This window comes from Novosphingobium sp. BL-S-33, from assembly GCF_056857025.1.
Map to the genome: position 1 here is coordinate 157,405 of NZ_CM166475.1, position 17,288 is coordinate 174,692.

15 protein-coding genes are annotated in these 17,288 nt (G+C 65.4%); 9 read left to right on the forward strand and 6 right to left on the reverse strand.

The window, feature by feature from the left end; translation table 11 throughout:
* Window position 1: 1 nt before the first annotated feature.
* Together AC1VVM_RS17615 and AC1VVM_RS17620 are read left to right on the forward strand one after the other, a co-directional pair.
* A complete protein-coding gene (locus AC1VVM_RS17615; protein ID WP_482906639.1) occupies window positions 2-1,240 on the forward strand; it encodes an MFS transporter in 1,239 nt (412 codons plus the stop codon).
* A gap of 110 nt (window positions 1,241-1,350) precedes the next feature.
* Window positions 1,351-2,220 carry an aldo/keto reductase family oxidoreductase gene (locus AC1VVM_RS17620; protein WP_482956973.1) on the forward strand — a complete coding sequence of 290 codons (870 nt, stop codon included), beginning with the start codon at window positions 1,351-1,353 and terminating at the stop codon, window positions 2,218-2,220.
* A 15-nt stretch (window positions 2,221-2,235) separates the two neighbouring features.
* Here the strand turns inward: AC1VVM_RS17620 and pncB are convergent, their stop codons facing one another.
* Together pncB and AC1VVM_RS17630 are read right to left on the reverse strand one after the other, a co-directional pair.
* A complete protein-coding gene (pncB, locus tag AC1VVM_RS17625) occupies window positions 2,236-3,540 on the reverse strand; it encodes a nicotinate phosphoribosyltransferase (RefSeq protein ID WP_132385954.1) in 1,305 nt (434 codons plus the stop codon).
* Between the two features lie 11 nt (window positions 3,541-3,551).
* Window positions 3,552-4,286: an NUDIX hydrolase gene (locus AC1VVM_RS17630; protein WP_482906641.1), complete on the reverse strand. Its 735-nt coding sequence runs from the start codon at window positions 4,284-4,286 to the stop codon at window positions 3,552-3,554.
* An 83-nt stretch (window positions 4,287-4,369) separates the two neighbouring features.
* On the opposite strand from AC1VVM_RS17630, the gene AC1VVM_RS17635 reads away from it, so the two are divergent.
* On the forward strand, window positions 4,370-4,954 hold the full coding sequence (locus tag AC1VVM_RS17635) for an isochorismatase family protein (protein ID WP_482906642.1): 585 nt from the start codon (window positions 4,370-4,372) through the stop codon (window positions 4,952-4,954).
* Between the two features lie 41 nt (window positions 4,955-4,995).
* Here AC1VVM_RS17635 and AC1VVM_RS17640 read toward each other — a convergent pair whose 3' ends face one another.
* Window positions 4,996-5,829: an alpha/beta fold hydrolase gene (locus AC1VVM_RS17640; protein WP_482956974.1), complete on the reverse strand. Its 834-nt coding sequence runs from the start codon at window positions 5,827-5,829 to the stop codon at window positions 4,996-4,998.
* A 495-nt stretch (window positions 5,830-6,324) separates the two neighbouring features.
* On the opposite strand from AC1VVM_RS17640, the gene AC1VVM_RS17645 reads away from it, so the two are divergent.
* Window positions 6,325-7,242 carry an alpha/beta fold hydrolase gene (locus tag AC1VVM_RS17645; protein WP_482906644.1) on the forward strand — a complete coding sequence of 306 codons (918 nt, stop codon included), beginning with the start codon at window positions 6,325-6,327 and terminating at the stop codon, window positions 7,240-7,242.
* Between the two features lie 16 nt (window positions 7,243-7,258).
* Here the strand turns inward: AC1VVM_RS17645 and AC1VVM_RS17650 are convergent, their stop codons facing one another.
* Window positions 7,259-8,290 carry an NAD-dependent epimerase/dehydratase family protein gene (locus AC1VVM_RS17650; protein WP_482906645.1) on the reverse strand — a complete coding sequence of 344 codons (1,032 nt, stop codon included), beginning with the start codon at window positions 8,288-8,290 and terminating at the stop codon, window positions 7,259-7,261.
* A gap of 263 nt (window positions 8,291-8,553) precedes the next feature.
* Between AC1VVM_RS17650 and AC1VVM_RS17655 the strand changes: the two genes are divergently transcribed.
* From AC1VVM_RS17655 to AC1VVM_RS17675, 5 genes are all read left to right on the forward strand, one after another.
* A complete protein-coding gene (locus tag AC1VVM_RS17655; protein WP_482956975.1) occupies window positions 8,554-9,519 on the forward strand; it encodes a beta/alpha barrel domain-containing protein in 966 nt (321 codons plus the stop codon).
* Between the two features lie 45 nt (window positions 9,520-9,564).
* Window positions 9,565-10,512, forward strand: a complete 948-nt coding sequence (locus tag AC1VVM_RS17660) for a glycosyltransferase family 2 protein (RefSeq protein ID WP_243652431.1) — start codon at window positions 9,565-9,567, stop codon at window positions 10,510-10,512.
* Window positions 10,513-10,829: 317 nt separating this feature from the next.
* On the forward strand, window positions 10,830-11,939 hold the full coding sequence (locus AC1VVM_RS17665) for a fumarylacetoacetate hydrolase family protein (RefSeq protein WP_482906647.1): 1,110 nt from the start codon (window positions 10,830-10,832) through the stop codon (window positions 11,937-11,939).
* Window positions 11,940-11,950: 11 nt separating this feature from the next.
* On the forward strand, window positions 11,951-12,703 hold the full coding sequence (gene xylB / locus AC1VVM_RS17670; RefSeq protein ID WP_482906648.1) for a D-xylose 1-dehydrogenase: 753 nt from the start codon (window positions 11,951-11,953) through the stop codon (window positions 12,701-12,703).
* A 1-nt stretch (window position 12,704) separates the two neighbouring features.
* Window positions 12,705-13,565 (forward strand): SMP-30/gluconolactonase/LRE family protein, encoded by an 861-nt coding sequence (locus AC1VVM_RS17675; protein ID WP_482906649.1) that lies wholly within the window; start codon window positions 12,705-12,707, stop codon window positions 13,563-13,565.
* Window positions 13,566-13,764: 199 nt separating this feature from the next.
* On the opposite strand, the gene AC1VVM_RS17680 is transcribed toward AC1VVM_RS17675, so the two are convergent.
* On the reverse strand, window positions 13,765-14,823 hold the full coding sequence (locus AC1VVM_RS17680) for a LacI family DNA-binding transcriptional regulator (protein ID WP_132385961.1): 1,059 nt from the start codon (window positions 14,821-14,823) through the stop codon (window positions 13,765-13,767).
* A 111-nt stretch (window positions 14,824-14,934) separates the two neighbouring features.
* The gene (locus tag AC1VVM_RS17685) at window positions 14,935-17,049 is read right to left on the reverse strand and encodes an alpha-glucuronidase family glycosyl hydrolase (RefSeq protein ID WP_482906650.1); all 2,115 of its coding nucleotides are present in this window, start codon (window positions 17,047-17,049) and stop codon (window positions 14,935-14,937) included.
* Window positions 17,050-17,288: the final 239 nt, after the last annotated feature.

Below are 17,288 nucleotides of genomic sequence, written 5' to 3' on the forward strand. Positions count from 1 at the left end.
AATGACATATCTGGGTGAGCTGCGCCGTAACTGGCGACCGCTGTTGGCCGCAACGATCGGCATGGGTAGCGGCATGTCGCTGGTGGGCGTTATCACCAGCACCATCGCGCCGTCGCTGGTGGCGGACGTGGGCTGGTCGAAGGCCGATTTCGCAATGGTGGGCAGCCTTGCGCTGATCATGTCGTTCGTCTTTCCGTTCATCGGGCGGCTGACCGATCTGTTCGGCGTTCGCCGCACGGCGCTGATCGGGCAGGTCGTGCTGCCGCTGGTCTATCTGGCCTATAGCCTGATGGACGGTCGGCTGGGCGTCTACATGGTGATCTTCGCGGTCCAGAGCGTGATCTGCGTGACGACCACGTCCACCGTCTACACGCGCCTGCCGGTGCAATATGTGAAGAACGCGCGTGGTCTGGCGCTGGCGATCGTCGCGTCCGGCCCGGCGCTGGCGGGCATCGTCATCGCGCCGCTGCTCAACGACTATGTCGAGCTTCACGGCTGGCGTGCGGCCTATCAGGCGGTGGCGATCTTCACCGCGATTGCCGGTCTGGCGACATTCCTGCTGATCCCTGCCAGCAGCGCGCCCGCAAAGTCCGGCACGGCGGCGCCCAAGCGCCGCGCGCGTGAGGACTATCCGGCGATCTTCCGCATGCCCGCTTTCTGGATCCTGCTGGGGGCGATGCTGCTCTGCAATCTGCCGCAGACCATCATCCTCGTTCAGCTCAAGCTGCTGCTGCTGGCCAACGGCGTTACGGGCGAAGGCGCGGGGGTCATGCTCAGCACGGTGTCGGTGGGCATGCTGGCCGGGCGCTTCGTCACCGGCGTCGCGCTGGACCGGTTCCCGCCCTATTTCGTGTCTTTCGTCAGCCTCGCGCTGCCAAGCCTGGGTCTGTTCATCATCGCCTCGAGCCTGGACGCGCCGGCGGTCCTGACCGCCGCCGTGTTCTGCCTCGGCTTCGCATTCGGTGCCGAGGGTGACATTGTCGCCTTCCTCGTTGCCCGCCACTTCGGCGTCGAGATCTACAGTTCGACGCTTGGCCTGCTGACGGCGGCGATGTCGTTCTCGACCGCCGCGGGCGCGGCGCTGCTGAGCTATACGCTGGCCCGTACGGGTGGTTACGAGACGTTCCTGGTGATCGTCGGCTGTGCGGTGCTGGCCGGGGCAGCGATGATCCTGCTGCTCGGCCGCGCCGCGCCGGTGCGGATTCCGGTTGCCGAGGGATTGGCGCCGCGCGCGTCTTGACCAGGTGCTTCTCTTCGCCCTATTTGATGGGTGGGACGGAGGCACTATTGTGCGGCGCAGGCGGTTCTTGAACGCCTGCTGCCCGTGCGTGCATCCAAGGACATCCGTACATGACCGATATCAGCAAGGCCGGCAGCTACGTTCTGGGCGATCGCAGCGTGCGGCGCATGGGCTATGGCGCCATGCAACTCGCGGGCCCCGGCGTTTTCGGCCCGCCGCGCGACCATGACGCCGCCGTGCGCGTGCTGCGCGACGCGCTGGAGGCCGGCGTCAACCACATCGACACCAGCGACTTCTACGGACCCCACGTAACCAACCGGATCATCCGCGAGGCGCTTCATCCTTATGCCGACGATCTCGTCATCGTCACCAAAGTGGGCGCGGTTCGCAGCGAGGACGCCTCATGGATGCCCGCGCAGAGCCCGGCGGAGCTGGGTCAGGCGGTTCACGACAACTTGCGCAATCTCGGGCTCGACGTGCTCGATGTGGTGAACCTGCGCGTCATGGGCGATGTCCATGCGCCCAGCGAGGGATCGATCGAGGCGCAGTTCTCCGCGCTGGCGGAACTGCGCCAGAAGGGCCTGATCCGCCATCTGGGCATGAGCAACGCGACCGCCGCGCAGATCCAGGAAGCACAGGCCATCGCCCCGGTCGTCTGCGTGCAGAACCTCTACAACCTCGTCACCCGCACGGACGAGGCGCTGGTCGATAGCCTAGCGGCGCAGGGCATTGCCTATGTGCCGTTCTTCCCGCTCGGCGGCTTCACGCCGATCCAGTCGCAGGCCCTCTCGGACCTTTCGGCGGAACTGGAGGCGACACCGCTGCAACTGGCGCTGGCGTGGCTGCTGGCACGCTCGCCCAACATGCTGGCGATTCCCGGAACCTCCAGCCCGGCGCACCTTGCGCAGAACCTTGCGGCAGCCGAACTCGAACTCACGCCCGAGGTGATGGCGCAACTGGAGCAGATCGCCGCAGATTGATCGGTGGGCCGGGCGTCAGACCGTCACTTCGGCGGCCTGACGTCCCGCCTCTCCGAAGACCCGCAGGTAGCGTTCGATCTCGGCCGGATCGCCAGTGGCCTTGGCGGGGTTGTCCGACAGTTTGACGGCGGGCCGCCCCTCGGCCTCGGTCACCTTGCAGACTAGCGAGATCGGGTCGAGCCCGTCGGTCTGGAACGGCGCGCAGCCCCGAAAGTCGTTGGTGAGGTTGGTCCCCCAGCCGAAGCTCATGCGCACGCGGCCGTGGAAGTGGCGGTAAGTGGCCTCGATGCTGTCCACGTCCATCCCGTCCGAGAAGATCAGCAGCTTTTCGCGCGGGTCGCGGCCCTGTTCCTGCCACCAGCGGATGATCTGCTCGCCGCCTTCGATGGGCGGCGCGCTGTCCGGGCGGAAGCCGGTCCAGTCAGCCACCCATGCAGGCGCGTTCCGCAGAAAAGCGGCAGTGCCGAACGCATCAGGCAGGACGACCAGCAGGTTGCCGGCATAGTGGTCTTGCCAGTCGCGCAGCACGCGGTAGGGCGCTTCGGCCAGCGCCGCATCGTCGGGCGCCAGCGCGGCGAGCACCATCGGCAGTTCGTGGGCATTGGTGCCGATTGCCTCAAGATCCGCATCCATCGCCAGCAGCACATTGGAGGAGCCGATGAAACGCTCGCCAAGGCCCTCTTTCAGCGCTTCGACGCACCAGCGCTGCCACAGGAAGCCATGGCGGCGGCGCGTGCCGAAGTCGGAGATGACAAGGTCGGGCAGCTTGCTGAGCCGTTCCACCTTCTCCCACAATTTGGCCTTGCCGCGTGCATAGAGCACGTCCAGCTCGAAACGGCCGCGTCCCTTCATCGCCGCGCGCGAGCGCAGTTCGTTGATGATCGCCAGCGCCGGGATTTCCCACATCATCGTGTGCGTCCAGGGGCCGTGGAAGCGCAGTTCGTACTGCCCGTCGACCTTGCGGAGATCGTATTCGGGAAGCTGGAACGTGGCGAGCCAAGCGATGAAATCCGGGCTGAACATCTGCCGCTTGCCGTAGAAGCTGTTGCCCGCCAGCCAGATCAGCTCCTTCTTGCCGAACCGCAGCGAGCGCGCATGATCGAGCTGGGCGCGCAGCTCCTGCTCGTCGATCACCTCGGCAAGGCGGACCTTTTTCGTGCGATTGATCAGCTCGAACGTCGCGTGCACGTCCGGATGAAGCTGGCGGACCATCTGCAACATCAGCAGCTTGTAGAAATCGGTATCGAGCAGGCTGCGCACGACCGGATCGAGCCGCCAGTTGTGGTTGTACGTGCGCGTGGCGATGTCGGTATAGACCATGGGAAACCTGTTCAGCCGGAAATGGGAAGACTGCGAAACCGGAAGAGTTCGGCGGGGCGGAAGGAGGAGCCGGTCTCGCGCTCTCCGGTCGGCTCCAGCCAGCCCCGGTCGAGCATGCGGCGGCGGAAGGCCGGCTTGTTGAGCGGCACGCCCAGGATCGCCTCGTGTACGTCCTGCAAGGCGCGCAGGGTAAACCGCTCGGGCAGGAGCGCGAAACCAACCGGCGAACAGTCGATCTTGCCGCGCAGACGCTGCACGGCAAGGCCAAGGACTTGCGCGTGGTCGAACGCGAGGGGGAGTGTGCCGTTCTCGCTCCATGCTTCGCCCGGCACGTCTCCCGAAGTGCGCGGCACGGCGATACGGGCGAGGGAGAGGCTGCTGTCGGCTTTCAGCGCAGCGGCGAAACAGTCGGCGGGAAGCAGTGCGAAATAGGCCACCGAGATGACCCGCGTGCGCGGATCGCGGTCCACGGCGCCGAATGTGTAGAGCTGTTCGACATAGGCGCCCGCCATGTGCGCCTTGTCTCCCAGCACGCGGCGCGCGGCCTCGTCCAGACCCTCGTCCATCCGCACGAAGCCGCCGGGAAGCGCCCAGCGGCCGGCGAAAGGCGGTTCCTCGCGCCGGACCAGCAGCGCCGCGGGGGCTCTGCCAATCACCGACATCAGCACGAGGTCGACCGCAACCGAAGGCCGGTCATAGGCGCCGGGATCGTATCCCGTCAGGAATTCGGCTTCGCTCAAAGCCATGATGCACCCTTATGTTCAGGTTGCACTTTACTTATTCGCGATTTGAATATAAGTCAATGGGCTCAGCGTAGGGAGTCGTGACGATGGCCGGTTTCGTGATCGTGGTGGACATGCAGCGCGACTTCGTGATGGCCTTGGGCGCACTGCCCGTGCCGGATGCCGAGGCAATCGTCGCGCCCATGCAGCAATGGCTGGCGGCGCTCGATCCGCAGGATACGGCGGGCGTGCTGATGACGTTCGATACCCATGTGCCGGAAGCCTACGTGGGTTCGCCGGAGGCGGAGGCGTTTCCGATCCACTGCGTGCGCGGCACGGCGGGGTGGGAAACCGTGCTCGATCCCGCGCTCATCGATCCGGCGATTTCGGTGCATGCATTGGAAAAAGGCGTGTTCGACATGTGGGCGGAGCCGGGGATCGCGATCTGTCCGCTCGGCGGCGGAGAAGGCGTGGACCGCGACGCGTTCTTCGCGCGGCTGGCCGCTTCGGGCGTGCGCAACGTGACGGTGGTCGGCGTGGCGGCGGACTACTGCGTTCGCTGGGCGGCAGACGGTCTGATCGCGCGCGGGTTTGCCGTGGCGCTTCCCGCCGCACTCACGCGCGGTATCGGGCAGGGCATCGATGCGGTGGCCGAGGATTTGCAGGCGCGCGGCGAAGTGACGCTGGTCTGAGTGGCTTGGCGAGCAGGCAGGCCTGCTCGCCAAGATGATCGTCAGTCGCGGGCGAAGGCGAGCAGGTCGGCGTTGAGGCGGTCCTGATGCGTCTTGGGGAAGCCGTGCGGGGCGTCCTCGTAAGCGATCAGCGTGGCATTGGGCAGGATTTCGGCGGCGCGCTTGCCGGTGATCTCGAAGGGCACGACTTCGTCGCCGGTGCCGTGGATGACGAGCGCGGGGATCTCGATGTGCTTCATTTCCTCGCGGAAGTCCGAGGCCCAGAACTGCTCGACGCAGGCATAAAGTGCATTGATGTCGGCCGCCATGCCCTGCCTCCAGAAGTCCATGCGCCAGCCTTCGCTCTTGGGCGCGCCTTCTTTGTGCATGCCGAAGAACACGTCGGGGAAGTCGAGGAAGAACTGCGAGCGTTTGTCGATGAGCGCCTTGCGGACACCGTCGACCACTTCGATCGGCACGCCGTCGTCATTGCCGTTCACCGCGCCCATCAGCGGCGTGACCGCGCCGAGCAGCACCATCTTGGAGACACGGCCGGTGCCGTTCGAACCGGCGTGGCGGGTGATGTAGCGGGTGATTTCACCGCCGCCGGTCGAGTGGCCGACAAGGATCGCATCGTTCAGATCGAGGTGCTTGATGACCGCTGCCAGATCGTCGGCATAAGTATCCATGGTGTTGCCGGTGGCGCTGGCGTCCGAGCGGCCGTGGCCGCGGCGGTCATGCGCGATGACCCGGAAGCCGTTGTTGGCAAGGAACTGCATCGTGCCGTCCCAGGCATCCGAGCTGAGCGGCCAACCGTGCGAGAAGACGATCGGACGGCCCTGTCCGAAGTCGCGGTAGAAGATGCGGGTGCCGTCGGTGGTGGTCACATATGCCATGATGCTGATCCTTGCTGGGAGGGCCGGTAAAAAGGTGTAAGTCGCTGCGTTTGCTGCGGTAAATGGACACTATGAGGAAACCCGGTTTGGAAAAATCCCGATAAAACCTCTGTATACGTTCTATGAAATGGAAAAGATCACGCGTTTGCGCGCGTCTGGTCCTTGCCGGGCAGCGCGATGTCAGGGCGGCATGAGAAATCTTCCGTATGTCACTGCCAGATATGCACGAATGCTTTCTCGCGGTGCGGATCTGGTTTACAGTCGCGCCGACTACGCCGCCGGTCGGGGCCATTTGGCGGCTATCCTTCAAGAACAAGATGCGGCCATTTCTGGCCGTAGCGACAAACAGGATCTTTCACGGCCCGCTGAGGTGTGTCTCAAGCGAAGTAGATAGTCCGCATTACTGCGCCGCGAACGGTGCCAGACGTCCAGACCCTTTCCCAGATCGAATGTATGCCGGGCCGATTGCGCCGGGCGATGTCACAGGAGAACAGGATGTTGAAATTTCTTGTCGTTGCCGCTGCCACATTGCTTGCCACGGCGACTCCGGCGCTGGCCGATATCGTGCCGCTTCCCGCCAGTTTCGCGGTCAAGGACATCGCCACCAACGGCACTACCCTGCATGTTCGCGTAGGCGGCAAGGGCCCGGCGGTGCTGCTCATCCACGGCTATGGCGAAAGCGGCGACATGTGGGGCCCGCTGGCAACCGCGCTGGCGCGCAACCATCAGGTCATCATCCCCGATCTTCGCGGTATGGGGCTTTCGGCCCGGGCGGAAAGCGGGTTCGACAAGAAGACGCAGGGCGTGGACATGTCCGGGCTGCTGGATAGTCTGAAGGTCGGCAAAGTGGATGTCGTCGCCCATGACATCGGCAACATGGTCGCCTTCGCCTTCATTTCCGAAAACCCGCAGCGCGTCGGCAAGGTGGTGCTCATGGACGCGCCGATCCCCGGCGTCGGTCCGTGGGACGAGATCCTCAAGAGCCCGATGCTCTGGCATTTCCGCTTCGGCGGACCGGATATGGAACGGCTGGTGGCCGGGCGCGAGCGGATCTATCTCGACCGTTTCTGGAACGAATTCTCGGCCGATCCGGCGCATTTCGATGAGGCTTCGCGCCAGCACTATGCCGCGCTCTATGCCCGGCCCGGCGCGATGCACGCCGGTTTTGCGCAGTTTGCCGCGTTCGATCAGGACGTGATCGACAACCGTGCGTTTATGGCGAAGGGCAAGCTGTCCAATCCGGTGCTGGCCATCGGCGGCGCCAAGTCCTTCGGGCCGACGATGGCGGCCGTTGCGCAGGGCGCCTTTTCCAATGTCCAGCAGTCGGTGATTGACGGTTCGGGACATTGGCTGATGGAAGAACAGCCAGCGGCGACGACCGCCGCGATCGTCGCATTTCTGGACGCCAAATAACGCGCGGGGCTCGCCGTCAGAGCATGGCCTCTACCGCCGGGTAGATGCCGCGCTCGATTAGCGCCTCGCGGGTGCCGGCGGGGTGCCAGCCCAGGGCGGCAATGCTCTGGGCGGCGTCATACGTGGCGCGGTGGGAACGGCAGCGCCAGTCGTGCAGGCTGGAAAGGTGGCGGTTGGGATGGCGGATCGCCGTCTTGACCAGCCCGCGCGCCAGATCGGTCAGCCAATAACGCCAGATGGCGCGCGGCGCGGCGTGGACCCTGCCGCCCGAACGCGCCTGCATCGCCGCGACATAGTCCCGCGCGGAGAGCAGCGGAGCATCGGCGATCAGGAAGCTGCGCTCCTCGATGGCGGGTACGTCCAGCGCCCGGACGAGCGCATCGGCGGCATCCTCTACCAACACGAAGGGCAGCTTGTGCCTGCCGTCTCCCCAATAGGTCAGCCGGTTCCACTCGGTAAATCGGCCGACGCCGTAGTGGACGGGGGAACTGCCCGCGCCGATCACGATCCCAAGGCGCAGGATGACCAGCGGCAGGCCCTGCTCGCGCGCCATCGTGCGGAGCATTTCCTCGCAAGCGGCCTTTGACCGGGCGTAGTGGTTGCGCCGCTCTATCCGCGGGTCGAGCGTGGTCGATCCGTCGATGCGGTCGTCGGGGCAGGCCGAGGCATAGGAATCGATCGATCCGGCATAGATGAACCGGCGCACGCCCTGGCGCAGCGCCGCTTCGGCCACCTGCCGCGTCGGCTCCACGTCGTTGTCCAGGTATTCCTGCCAGTTGCGCCCCTCGCCCTTGGCGAGATGGCAGACCGCATCGACGCCCTCCAGCGCGGCATGGAGCGCGGCAGGATCGCGATAGTTGCCCTCGACCAGTTCGACCCGTTCACCGCGCAGGGCAGGGGGCGCGGCCAGCACATTGCGGGTGAGCACGCGCGCTGCACGGCCGCTTTCGGCAAGCCGCGCGACAAGGTGCTGGCCGACGAAACCGGTGCCGCCCACCACCAGAACGCGCCGCGCCTCCGCGCTCTCCGGAAATTGTGGCGATGACATGGTGAGGGCACACTCCCGGCAAAACGATCCCATGAGAATAATGCGCTCTCGCGCTCGCGGAAGTTTGGGAAATGGGGACCGGAAACTCCGGATTGTTTGCCGAACCCGGACATAGCAGATCATGAATTGAGGGTTCGAGACTTCTCTTGATGTCGGGGTGGCATCTTGCTCGTTGAAGAGGAGGCACGTCGAAAATACGGGCCTGCCCAAATCCGAGTCTACGCCGCGGCATCATCAAAGGTCTGCCTATCGATGGAGCCGGCATGTCGAAGACGATTTCCCAGAAAATACTGAACCGCCTTGGCGACAAACCGGCACAACTGGCTTTCAACCTCTCGAACACGACGCTGATGCGGCGGCAGCTTGGGCGGCGCTACAACGAAGCGCTGGCATCCCATCGCCCGTTGCTGCCCCGGCTTGAGGGGATCGACCGGCAGATCGTGGAAGGGCTGGAGCGCGACGGCGTATTCATCACCTCGCTCGACGCGCTGGGCCTGTCGGGTTCGGCGGAAATGCTGCGCGCGGCGCAAAAGGCGGCGAGCGAATGCGCCGAGGACGCACGGCGTGAAGCGGGTGCTGGGCGCGAGTTCACGTGTGCGCCGGCGTCCGCCACGGTCGAAAATCCGGAGATATTCCACTGGGGCCTCAACGACCGTCTGCTCGACATTGCCGAGGCATATATCGGGCTGCCCGCCGCCTATGACGGCATGGCGCTGATCTATACCGTTGCGGACGGCACCGAACTGGGCCCGCGCCAATGGCACCGCGACCGCGAGGATCGCAAGATGATCAAGCTGGCGGTCTATTGCAGCGACGTGACCGACCGGGGCGGCCCGTTCGAACTCATCAGCCGGGTAGACCCGTCGCAAGGTGTCGACGACCGCTACGTCTACGAGTTCGGCACTCCGGAAGTGCTCAACGAACGATTGGGTGCCGACTATTCGCGCGATGTCGTCAGTTGCACCGGTCAGGTCGGAACGGTGGTTTTCGCCGACACTGCGCGCTTCTTCCATCGCGGCGCACCGGCGCACGACAAGGACCGCGCCGCGCTGTTCTACGGCTATTTCGCGAACAGCACGCGGCACCCCTATTTCTGCGAGCGGTCGGGCCTGAAACGGCGTGAAATCGCGGAGTTGGTGCAGGGCATGTCGCCGCGCCAGCGCGCCAGCGCGCTCTGGCAAGAGGGGCTCCCCGCGTGGCTGAAACTGATCCCCCCGGCCCCGATCTGAACCGATCTGTCGGACCCCGGGCTTGAAGTCATGGAAGACCAGGCGATGTCGATTATGCAAGATGTGGGCGGCAACGGCGGTGCGGTACGGAATGCAGCCGTTGGCGTGGTGGTGATCGGGCGCAACGAAGGCGAGCGGCTGCCGCCCTGCCTGCAATCGGCAAGATTGGCGAGCGACCGCGTTGTCTACGTGGATTCAGGTTCGAAAGACGGCAGCGCGGCGCTGGCACGCACTTACGGTATCGAGGTGATCGAACTGGACACTTCGTCGCCATTCACCGCCGCGCGCGGCCGCAATACCGGCTTTGCGCGTGTGCGCGAGCTTTGGCCGGATACCGAGTTCGTCCAGTTCATCGACGGCGACTGCGAACTCGATTCCCACTGGATCGCGGCAGGATTGGCCGGGCTCGCAAACGATGCGCGTACCGCAGTGGTCTTCGGTCGTCGCCGCGAACGCTATCCCGACCAGACCTTTTTCAACCGCGTCTGCGACATCGAATGGGACGGCAAGCCGGGTCCCACCGATAGCTGCGGGGGGGATGCGCTCATGAGGGTGGAGGCCGTCTCGGCGGTCGGCGGCTACGACCCGGGCCTGATTGCGGCCGAGGACAATGATCTGTGCCACCGGATTCGCCGTCGCGGTTGGAACATCGTCCGCTTGCCCGACGAGATGACGCTGCACGACGCGGCGATGACCACGTGGTGGCAATGGTGGCAGCGGAACCGGCGCAGCGGCCATGCGGGCGCCGAGGCATGGTACCGGCGCGGCTCGGAAGACCCGCGGATGATCCGCTACCTGCTGAGCAACCTGCTGTGGGCGCTGCCGCCGTTCTGGTTGCTGTGGCCGGTCCTGTGGTGGCGGGTCTATCGCCGTTCGGGCGCGAGCTATGCCACCCACATCGTACTGGGCAAAGTGCCCCATTGTTTCGGGCAACTCGGCTTCTGCTGGACCACTCTGCGTGCGCGCAAGACGCAGTTGATCGAGTATAAATAACCGCTTTCGAGCAACGGCGCTGCCGTTACGGAGGGCCTTGTCCGGACCGACCGTGCTTCTCCGCATGCGTAAGCGCCCGCCGAAATCCTCCCTGTTTTCAGGTCTTCCCGTGTTTTCGTGCGAGGCTGCGGGGCTGGAGTTTTCCGGTCCGGAACCGCGCGGTATCCGGCGCATAAGCCATTCGGTATGCCGGGCCGATATTGGAACCATGGCACCTGCGCGCAATCGGCCTTGACAACGGCCTCTGATCTGCCAATTGGTAGCGCTATCACTGAAGAAACGTGGGAGGGGGAATTCGTGACGAATCCCGATACTGCATGTCGTTGATGCCTGCTGACTGGATTTCCGGCACTTTCCTGGGTCGCGCCGATTTCGGCGAAGGGCCAAGCCCGATTCTTGTCGTTCGCGGCGAGTTGATCGACATGTCCGCTGTGGTGCCCACTGTTACGGCGCTGGTGGAAGCGGGCGATTTCTCCGGCCAGGGCGGCGCGCGACTGGGCACTTTCGATGCCGAACAGGTCAATCTCCTCAGCCCGGTGGACCTTCAGTGCGTCAAGGCTTGCGGCGTCACCTTCGCGACCTCCGCCATCGAGCGCGTGATCGAAGAGCGCGCCCGGGGTGACTGGAGCGCCGCCGCCGCCATTCGCGAGCGTCTGGAAGCGCGCATCGGCGGCCAGATCCGCTCGGTCGTGCCCGGCTCCGAAAGTGCCGCGCAGCTCAAGGCCGCGCTGATCGAGGATGGCCTGTGGTCGCAGTACCTCGAAGTCGCCATCGGCCCCGACGCGGAAGTCTTCACCAAGTCGCCCGTGCTTTCCACGATGGGCGCCGGCGCCGAGATCGGCGTGCGTTCGGATTCGAGCTGGAACAATCCCGAGCCCGAAATCGCCCTGCTGGTCGGCAGCGACGGCAAGGCCGTGGGTGCGACGCTCGGCAACGACGTCAACTTGCGTGACTTCGAGGGCCGCTCGGCCCTGCTGCTGGGCAAGGCCAAGGACAACAACGCCTCCTGCTCGCTCGGCCCGCTCGTCCGCATTTTCGATGAGAGCTTCACGATCGACGACGTGCGCGCCGCCGAAGTGCGCCTCTCGATCACCGGCGAGGAAGACGGCTTCGTGCTGAACGGCACCAGCAACATGGCCGAAATCAGCCGCGATCCGCTCGATCTCGTGCGCCAGACGCTCAGCGAGCACCAGTATCCCGACGGCTTCGTGCTGTTCCTCGGCACTCTCTTCGCGCCCGTTCAGGACCGCGACGAGGAAGGCCGCGGCTTCACCCACAAGGTGGGCGACACCGTCACCATCGAGAGCGACAAGCTCGGCCAGCTGCGCAACCGTGTCGTCACGTCGCGCGATGCCGCGCCCTGGCGCTCCGGAATCTCCGCGCTCTACGCCAACCTGCTGTCGCGCGGTCTGCTCAAGGCATCATGAAGATCACATCCATGACGAACCATTCCGCCATCTATCCCAGCCTCAAGGGCAAGCGCGTCCTGATTACCGGTGGCGCCACCGGTATCGGCGCGGGCCTGGTCGAGGCCTTTGCCGGGCAGGGCGCCCATGTCGGTTTCCTCGACATCGACGCGCCTGCCGGTGAGACGCTGGCCGCATCGCTGCCGGGCGCGCATTTCCGCGCCTGCGATTTGCGCGACCTTGGTGCCACCGCTGCCGTGCTTGCCGAACTGGCCGAGGCGATCGGCGGCGTCGACGTGCTCATCAACAATGCCGCGCGCGATGACCGTCACACCATCGAGGACGTGACGCCCGCCTATTGGGACGAGCGCATGGCCACCAACTTGCGCCATCAGTTCTTCGCCGCGCAGGCCGTTGTGCCCGCGATGAAGGCGCAGGGCCACGGCGTGATCCTGAACTTCGGTTCGATCAGCTGGCACCTCGGCTTGCCCGACCTCGTGCTCTACCAGACCGCCAAGGCGGCCGTGGAAGGCATGACCCGCGCGATGGCGCGCGATCTGGGTGCGGACAATATCCGCGTCAACACGATCGTTCCGGGCAACGTCGAAACCCCGCGCCAGAAGCAGTGGTACACGCCCGAGGGCGAGGCCGAGATCATGGCCGCGCAGTGCCTCAAGGCCCGCATCCAGCCCGCCGACGTGGCGGCGCTGGCGATGTTCCTGGCCTCGGACGACGGCGCCATGTGCACCGGCCACGATTACTTCATCGACGCCGGGTGGCGCTGAGATGACGCCCGAATCCGTCCTTTCGGTCGGCGCCACGCTGGGCGAGGGGCCGGTCTGGGCCGGCGACCGCCTGTGGTTCGTCGATATCAAGGAGCACCGGCTCTACCGGCATGACCCGGCGACGGGTGCGCTCGATACGTGGCAGGCGCCCGACCAGATCGGTTGGGTTCTGCCTGCGGCGCGCGGGGACATGATTACCGGGATCAAGACCGGGCTGCACCGTTTCAATCCGGAAACGGGCCAGTTCGCGCTGCTCCACAACCCCGAACCCACGCGCCCGCACAACCGGCTCAACGATGCCGCCACCGATCCCGCCGGACGTATCTGGCTGGGTTCGATGGATGACGCGGAAACCGAGGCTTCGGGCGCGCTCTACCGCCTCGACAAGGGGCACTGCACCGATTCCGGCTTGCCCAAGGTGGTCATCACCAACGGGCCCGCGATCAGCGCCGATGGCCGGACGCTGTGGCACACCGACACGCTGGGCAAGACGATCTGGCGCGTGCCGGTGCGCGAGGACGGCACTCTCGGCACGCCCGAGCATTTCGTCACAATCGAGGACGGAGCGGGCTGGCCCGACGGCTCGGTGATCGATGCCGAGGGCTGCTTCTGGACCGGCCTGTTCGGCGGCTGGGGCGTCAGGCGCTACGATCCGTCGGGCAAGCTGATGGCCACGGTGCGCTTCCCGGTCGCCAATGTGACCAAGATCGCGTTCGGCGGCCCTGATTTGCGCACGGCCTATGCCACCACGGCGCGCAAGGGTCTGTCGGCGGCAGAATTGGAAGCGCAGCCGCTGGCGGGTAACGTCTTTGCATTCGATCCGGGCGTTGCGGGCTTGCCGGTTCACCTCGCAAACAGCTGATCGGCGGGTTCACCGTGGAGGTCGTCACCATCGGCGGCTTCCGGTTGGGCGACGTTGCGCCTGTGTAACCTTCCTCGTCATTGCGAGCATAGCGAAGCAATCCAGAGCGGCGTAAAACTGTCCTGGATTGCTTCGCTATGCTCGCAATGGGAAAACGCCCCCTTGCAACTATCCGTCGCAAGGGGGCGTTTTCGTGCGTTCAGGCTACCGGGCTGGCGTCCGAATCCCGGCGGATCAGTTTGAACTCGGCCACCGTATGGGGATGGCCGATCTGCGATTTCCCGGCGTTGCGCGCGCGGATTTCCGAGATCAGCAATTGCACGGCCTTACGCGCCATTTCGGTGGTGGGCTGGCGGATCGTCGTCAGTTCGGGCCAGACCGAGACGGCCAGTGCCGTATCGTCGAAGCCGCAGACGGTCAGTTGGCGCGGCACTTCGATCCCGCGCCGGAGCGCCATGGTGATCGTGGCGGCGGCCATGTCGTCGTTGGAGGCGAAGATCGCGGTCGGTGCCTCGGGAAGGTCCAGCAATTGCGCCGCCGCTTCCAGCCCGGAGCGATAAGTGAAGTAGCCCTGCGCCACCAGTGCCGGGTCGAACGGCATGTAGAGCGCGGCCAGCGCCTCGCGATAGCCGTCAAGGCGCTCTGCGCTGGCGGTCTGGTTGGGGTGGCCGGTGATGAAGCCGATCCGGCGATGACCCAGCGTGGCGAGGTGATGTGTCATCGTGAACGCCGCCTCGCGGTCGTCGATGCTGACCGAGAGCGCCCATTCCGGCGCGCGGCCCGTGGCGACCGCCACGACCGGCACGTCGGCGTTCTTCAGCGCTTCCAGCACGGCAGGCGAATCGCTGAGCGGCGGGGGCAGGATCACGCCGTCGATCCGGGTGCGGAGCAATTGCTCGACGGCCTTGGCCTCACGCCCTTCCTCGTTGCAAGGTTCGACCAGCAACTGCGCATTGGCGGCGCTGGTTTCGTCCAGCGCGCCGACCAGGAATTCGCTCAGGTACGCAAAGCTCGGGTTCGAGTGGAGCAGGCCGATCCGCAGATCCTCGCCCCCCGCCAGCACGCGCGCGGCGGTGCTGGGGGCGTAGTTCAGCTCCGCGATGGCGGCTTCCACCTTGAGGCGAGTCTCCTCGCGGACATTGGCGCCCTTGTTGATGACCCGGCTGACCGTCATCGGGGAAACGCCGGCAAGGCGTGCGACATCGTCGATCTTGGCGCTGGAGCGCTGCTTGCGCGGGCCTCTGGTATTTGTGGTCATCTGGTTCCCTGGCGGTGCCCCGGGTTCCGGGTGGAACGCCGGGGCCAGTCCGCTAACTCCACAATTCCCGGCGTTAGCGCAACCATCGAACTGCAATCGGTGAGGATGACTTCAGTGAGGGTGTCCGGGCGCCATGGGGAAGTCCTGCGCCTTGTACCAGGCTAGGTCGTGCTCCGGCGCGGCGGCCCCGGCGGGCAGCGGAAGGCCGTTGACCGACATCCAGTAGGCCAGGCTGGCATCGCGCCACCACTTGGCCTCGCGGTGCTGGATTTCGAGGTAAGTCGCGGTTTTCTGCCAGCGTTCGGGGTCCACGCTGCCCTTCACGCCCTGCCATTCGGCCTGCATCTGCGCCACCGTGGTGACGCCGCGATCATAGTGCGCGACCATCTCTTCCCACAGCGTGCGGCCGGACTTCATCTTCCAGTCCCACGGCAGGTGGTGGAACCACAAAAGTTCGCTTTCCGGCGTGGTGCGCGGATCGGAAAGCAGCTTGGCGACCGGCGGTTCGTACTGGGCGACGGCATTGCTGCCGGTCTTCGTGCGATCGAAGCCGATGCCCGACTTGTCGGCCTTGTGGTAATAGACCGGGTTCCATTCGGGCCGGGCAAGGTCGCTGATCCACGGGCCGGGGCCGTAGTGGTGGCCGGTGCCCATGAGGTGCGCAAGGCCGAGCGGGCCGGTGTAATCGACCACCGCCTCGCGCGACTGCATCATCATGCGCACGGCGGTATCGACCACCTGGGGATCGTTGCCGAAGGTCTGCTGCGCCCATTCGCGGGCGACGGCTTCGGAAGAGAGCGTTGGATCCCAGGCGAGGCGGCCGAAGGCGTACCAGTTGGCCTGGTTGAACGTGGAGCCCGACCAGTCGCGATCGCGCCCGACATTGGCAACGCCCGCAATCCCGCTGAGTTTGTGGCCGTAGAGCGAGCCATCCACTACTTTGGCCACGGTCGATCCGGTGCCCTTGGCGCGGGTGTCCGCCTTCAGCACTTCCTCGAACAGCGGGCCAAGGTAGGCGAGGTGGGTGGCGAAGCCGAGGTATTCCTTGGTGATCTGGAGTTCCAGCATCATCGGCGTCTTCGGCATGGCGCCGAACAGCGGATGGAACGGCTCGCGCGGCTGGAAGTCGATGGCGCCGTTTTTCACTTGCACCAGCACATTGTCCGCGAACTTGCCGTCGAGCGGGTGGAACTCGGTATAGGCCTGCTTGGCGCGGTCGTCCGGGTCGGTCTCTGCATAGACGAAGGCGCGCCACATCACGATGCCGCCATGCGGCGCCACGGCGGCGGCGAGCATGTTGGCGCCGTCCGCATGGCTGCGGTGATAGTCGCGCGGGCCGGGCTGGCCTTCGCTGTTGGCCTTGACCAGGAAGCCGCCGAAATCGGGGATCGCGCGGTAGATCTCGTCGGCCTTGGCCTTCCACCATGCCCGTACTTCGGGGTCGAGCGGATCGGCGGTCTTGAGGTGGCCCAGCTCGATCGGCGCGGAGAAGCGGGCCGAGAGATAGACTTTGATGCCCCAGGGCCGGAACACATCGGCCAGAGCGGCGGCCTTGGCGATATAAGGCGCGGTGAGGCTTTCGGGCTTGGCGTTGACGTTGTTGATGACAATGCCGTTGATGCCCAGCGCGGCGTTGGCGCGGGCATAGTCGGTATAGCGCGGGTCCTTGAAGTCAGGCAGCGTCCACCAGTCCCACAGCGACTGGCCGGCGTAGCCGCGTTCCACCGAGCCATCGAGATTGTCCCAATGGTTGAGCACGCGCAGGCCGATCTTCGGGGCGGAGGTGAGGTTGATCGCGGCAAGGTCCACGCCGGTCTTCTGGGCGCGGATCAGCGCGAAGGCGCCGTAGAGCACCGCGCGGTCGGTCTTGCCGGTAACGAGCAGCGATGGGCGGCCGTCGATCGTGGCGGTGCGCACGATGTAGCCTTCCTCGCCCAGCGTGGCGGTGGACAGGCGCAGGGCGGCCAGCGCCGGGTCGTCGGCGCGGGCGAGGACTACCGGCAGCGGCGAGGCGGCAAGGTCGCGGCGCAGTTCACCGGCGGCAAGCGCCAGTGTGTCAGACGTCAGTGTTTCGGATTGGCCGATCACGCGGATATCGGGCGCAGCGGTACCGGTGGCGGCGGGCGTGAGCCAGAGATCGTAGCCGTCATTCGCCAGCGCCGGCGCACTTGCAGCCCCGAGTGCGATCATGCACACGCCAATCGTCAGAAGCCGCTTCTTCATCATCCTGCCCAATGTCCCAGATTATCGAATTTCAATTCACGCGGCGTCGCCATTGACAAGCTTGTTCGTTGTCGCGCATGATAGCGCTACCACATAAAAGTCGGGGCAGGCAACACAGTTTGCCGCCTAATTGGGAAATGGCCGCAAGCGGCTTCTTAGGAATGGCCGCGAGCGGCTCGGGGATGCAGGTAGGACGATGATTTTTCCGGTTTGTCTGAAGCTTGCGGCCTCGCGCCGTGTCG

Excerpts from the sequence above, each read along its gene's own strand:
- AC1VVM_RS17650 (WP_482906645.1), bottom strand. The coding sequence starts at position 8,290 with ATGTCATCGCCACAATTTCCGGAGAGCGCGGAGGCGCGGCGCGTTCTG.
- AC1VVM_RS17665 (WP_482906647.1), top strand. The coding sequence starts at position 10,830 with ATGTCGTTGATGCCTGCTGACTGGATTTCCGGCACTTTCCTGGGTCGC.
- AC1VVM_RS17645 (WP_482906644.1), top strand. The coding sequence starts at position 6,325 with ATGTTGAAATTTCTTGTCGTTGCCGCTGCCACATTGCTTGCCACGGCG.
- AC1VVM_RS17675 (WP_482906649.1), top strand. The coding sequence starts at position 12,705 with ATGACGCCCGAATCCGTCCTTTCGGTCGGCGCCACGCTGGGCGAGGGG.
- AC1VVM_RS17685 (WP_482906650.1), bottom strand. The coding sequence starts at position 17,049 with ATGATGAAGAAGCGGCTTCTGACGATTGGCGTGTGCATGATCGCACTC.
- AC1VVM_RS17635 (WP_482906642.1), top strand. The coding sequence starts at position 4,370 with ATGGCCGGTTTCGTGATCGTGGTGGACATGCAGCGCGACTTCGTGATG.
- AC1VVM_RS17655 (WP_482956975.1), top strand. The coding sequence starts at position 8,554 with ATGTCGAAGACGATTTCCCAGAAAATACTGAACCGCCTTGGCGACAAA.
- AC1VVM_RS17660 (WP_243652431.1), top strand. The coding sequence starts at position 9,565 with ATGTCGATTATGCAAGATGTGGGCGGCAACGGCGGTGCGGTACGGAAT.
- pncB (WP_132385954.1), bottom strand. The coding sequence starts at position 3,540 with ATGGTCTATACCGACATCGCCACGCGCACGTACAACCACAACTGGCGG.
- AC1VVM_RS17630 (WP_482906641.1), bottom strand. The coding sequence starts at position 4,286 with ATGGCTTTGAGCGAAGCCGAATTCCTGACGGGATACGATCCCGGCGCC.
- AC1VVM_RS17640 (WP_482956974.1), bottom strand. The coding sequence starts at position 5,829 with ATGGCATATGTGACCACCACCGACGGCACCCGCATCTTCTACCGCGAC.
- AC1VVM_RS17615 (WP_482906639.1), top strand. The coding sequence starts at position 2 with ATGACATATCTGGGTGAGCTGCGCCGTAACTGGCGACCGCTGTTGGCC.
- AC1VVM_RS17620 (WP_482956973.1), top strand. The coding sequence starts at position 1,351 with ATGACCGATATCAGCAAGGCCGGCAGCTACGTTCTGGGCGATCGCAGC.
- xylB (WP_482906648.1), top strand. The coding sequence starts at position 11,951 with ATGACGAACCATTCCGCCATCTATCCCAGCCTCAAGGGCAAGCGCGTC.
- AC1VVM_RS17680 (WP_132385961.1), bottom strand. The coding sequence starts at position 14,823 with ATGACCACAAATACCAGAGGCCCGCGCAAGCAGCGCTCCAGCGCCAAG.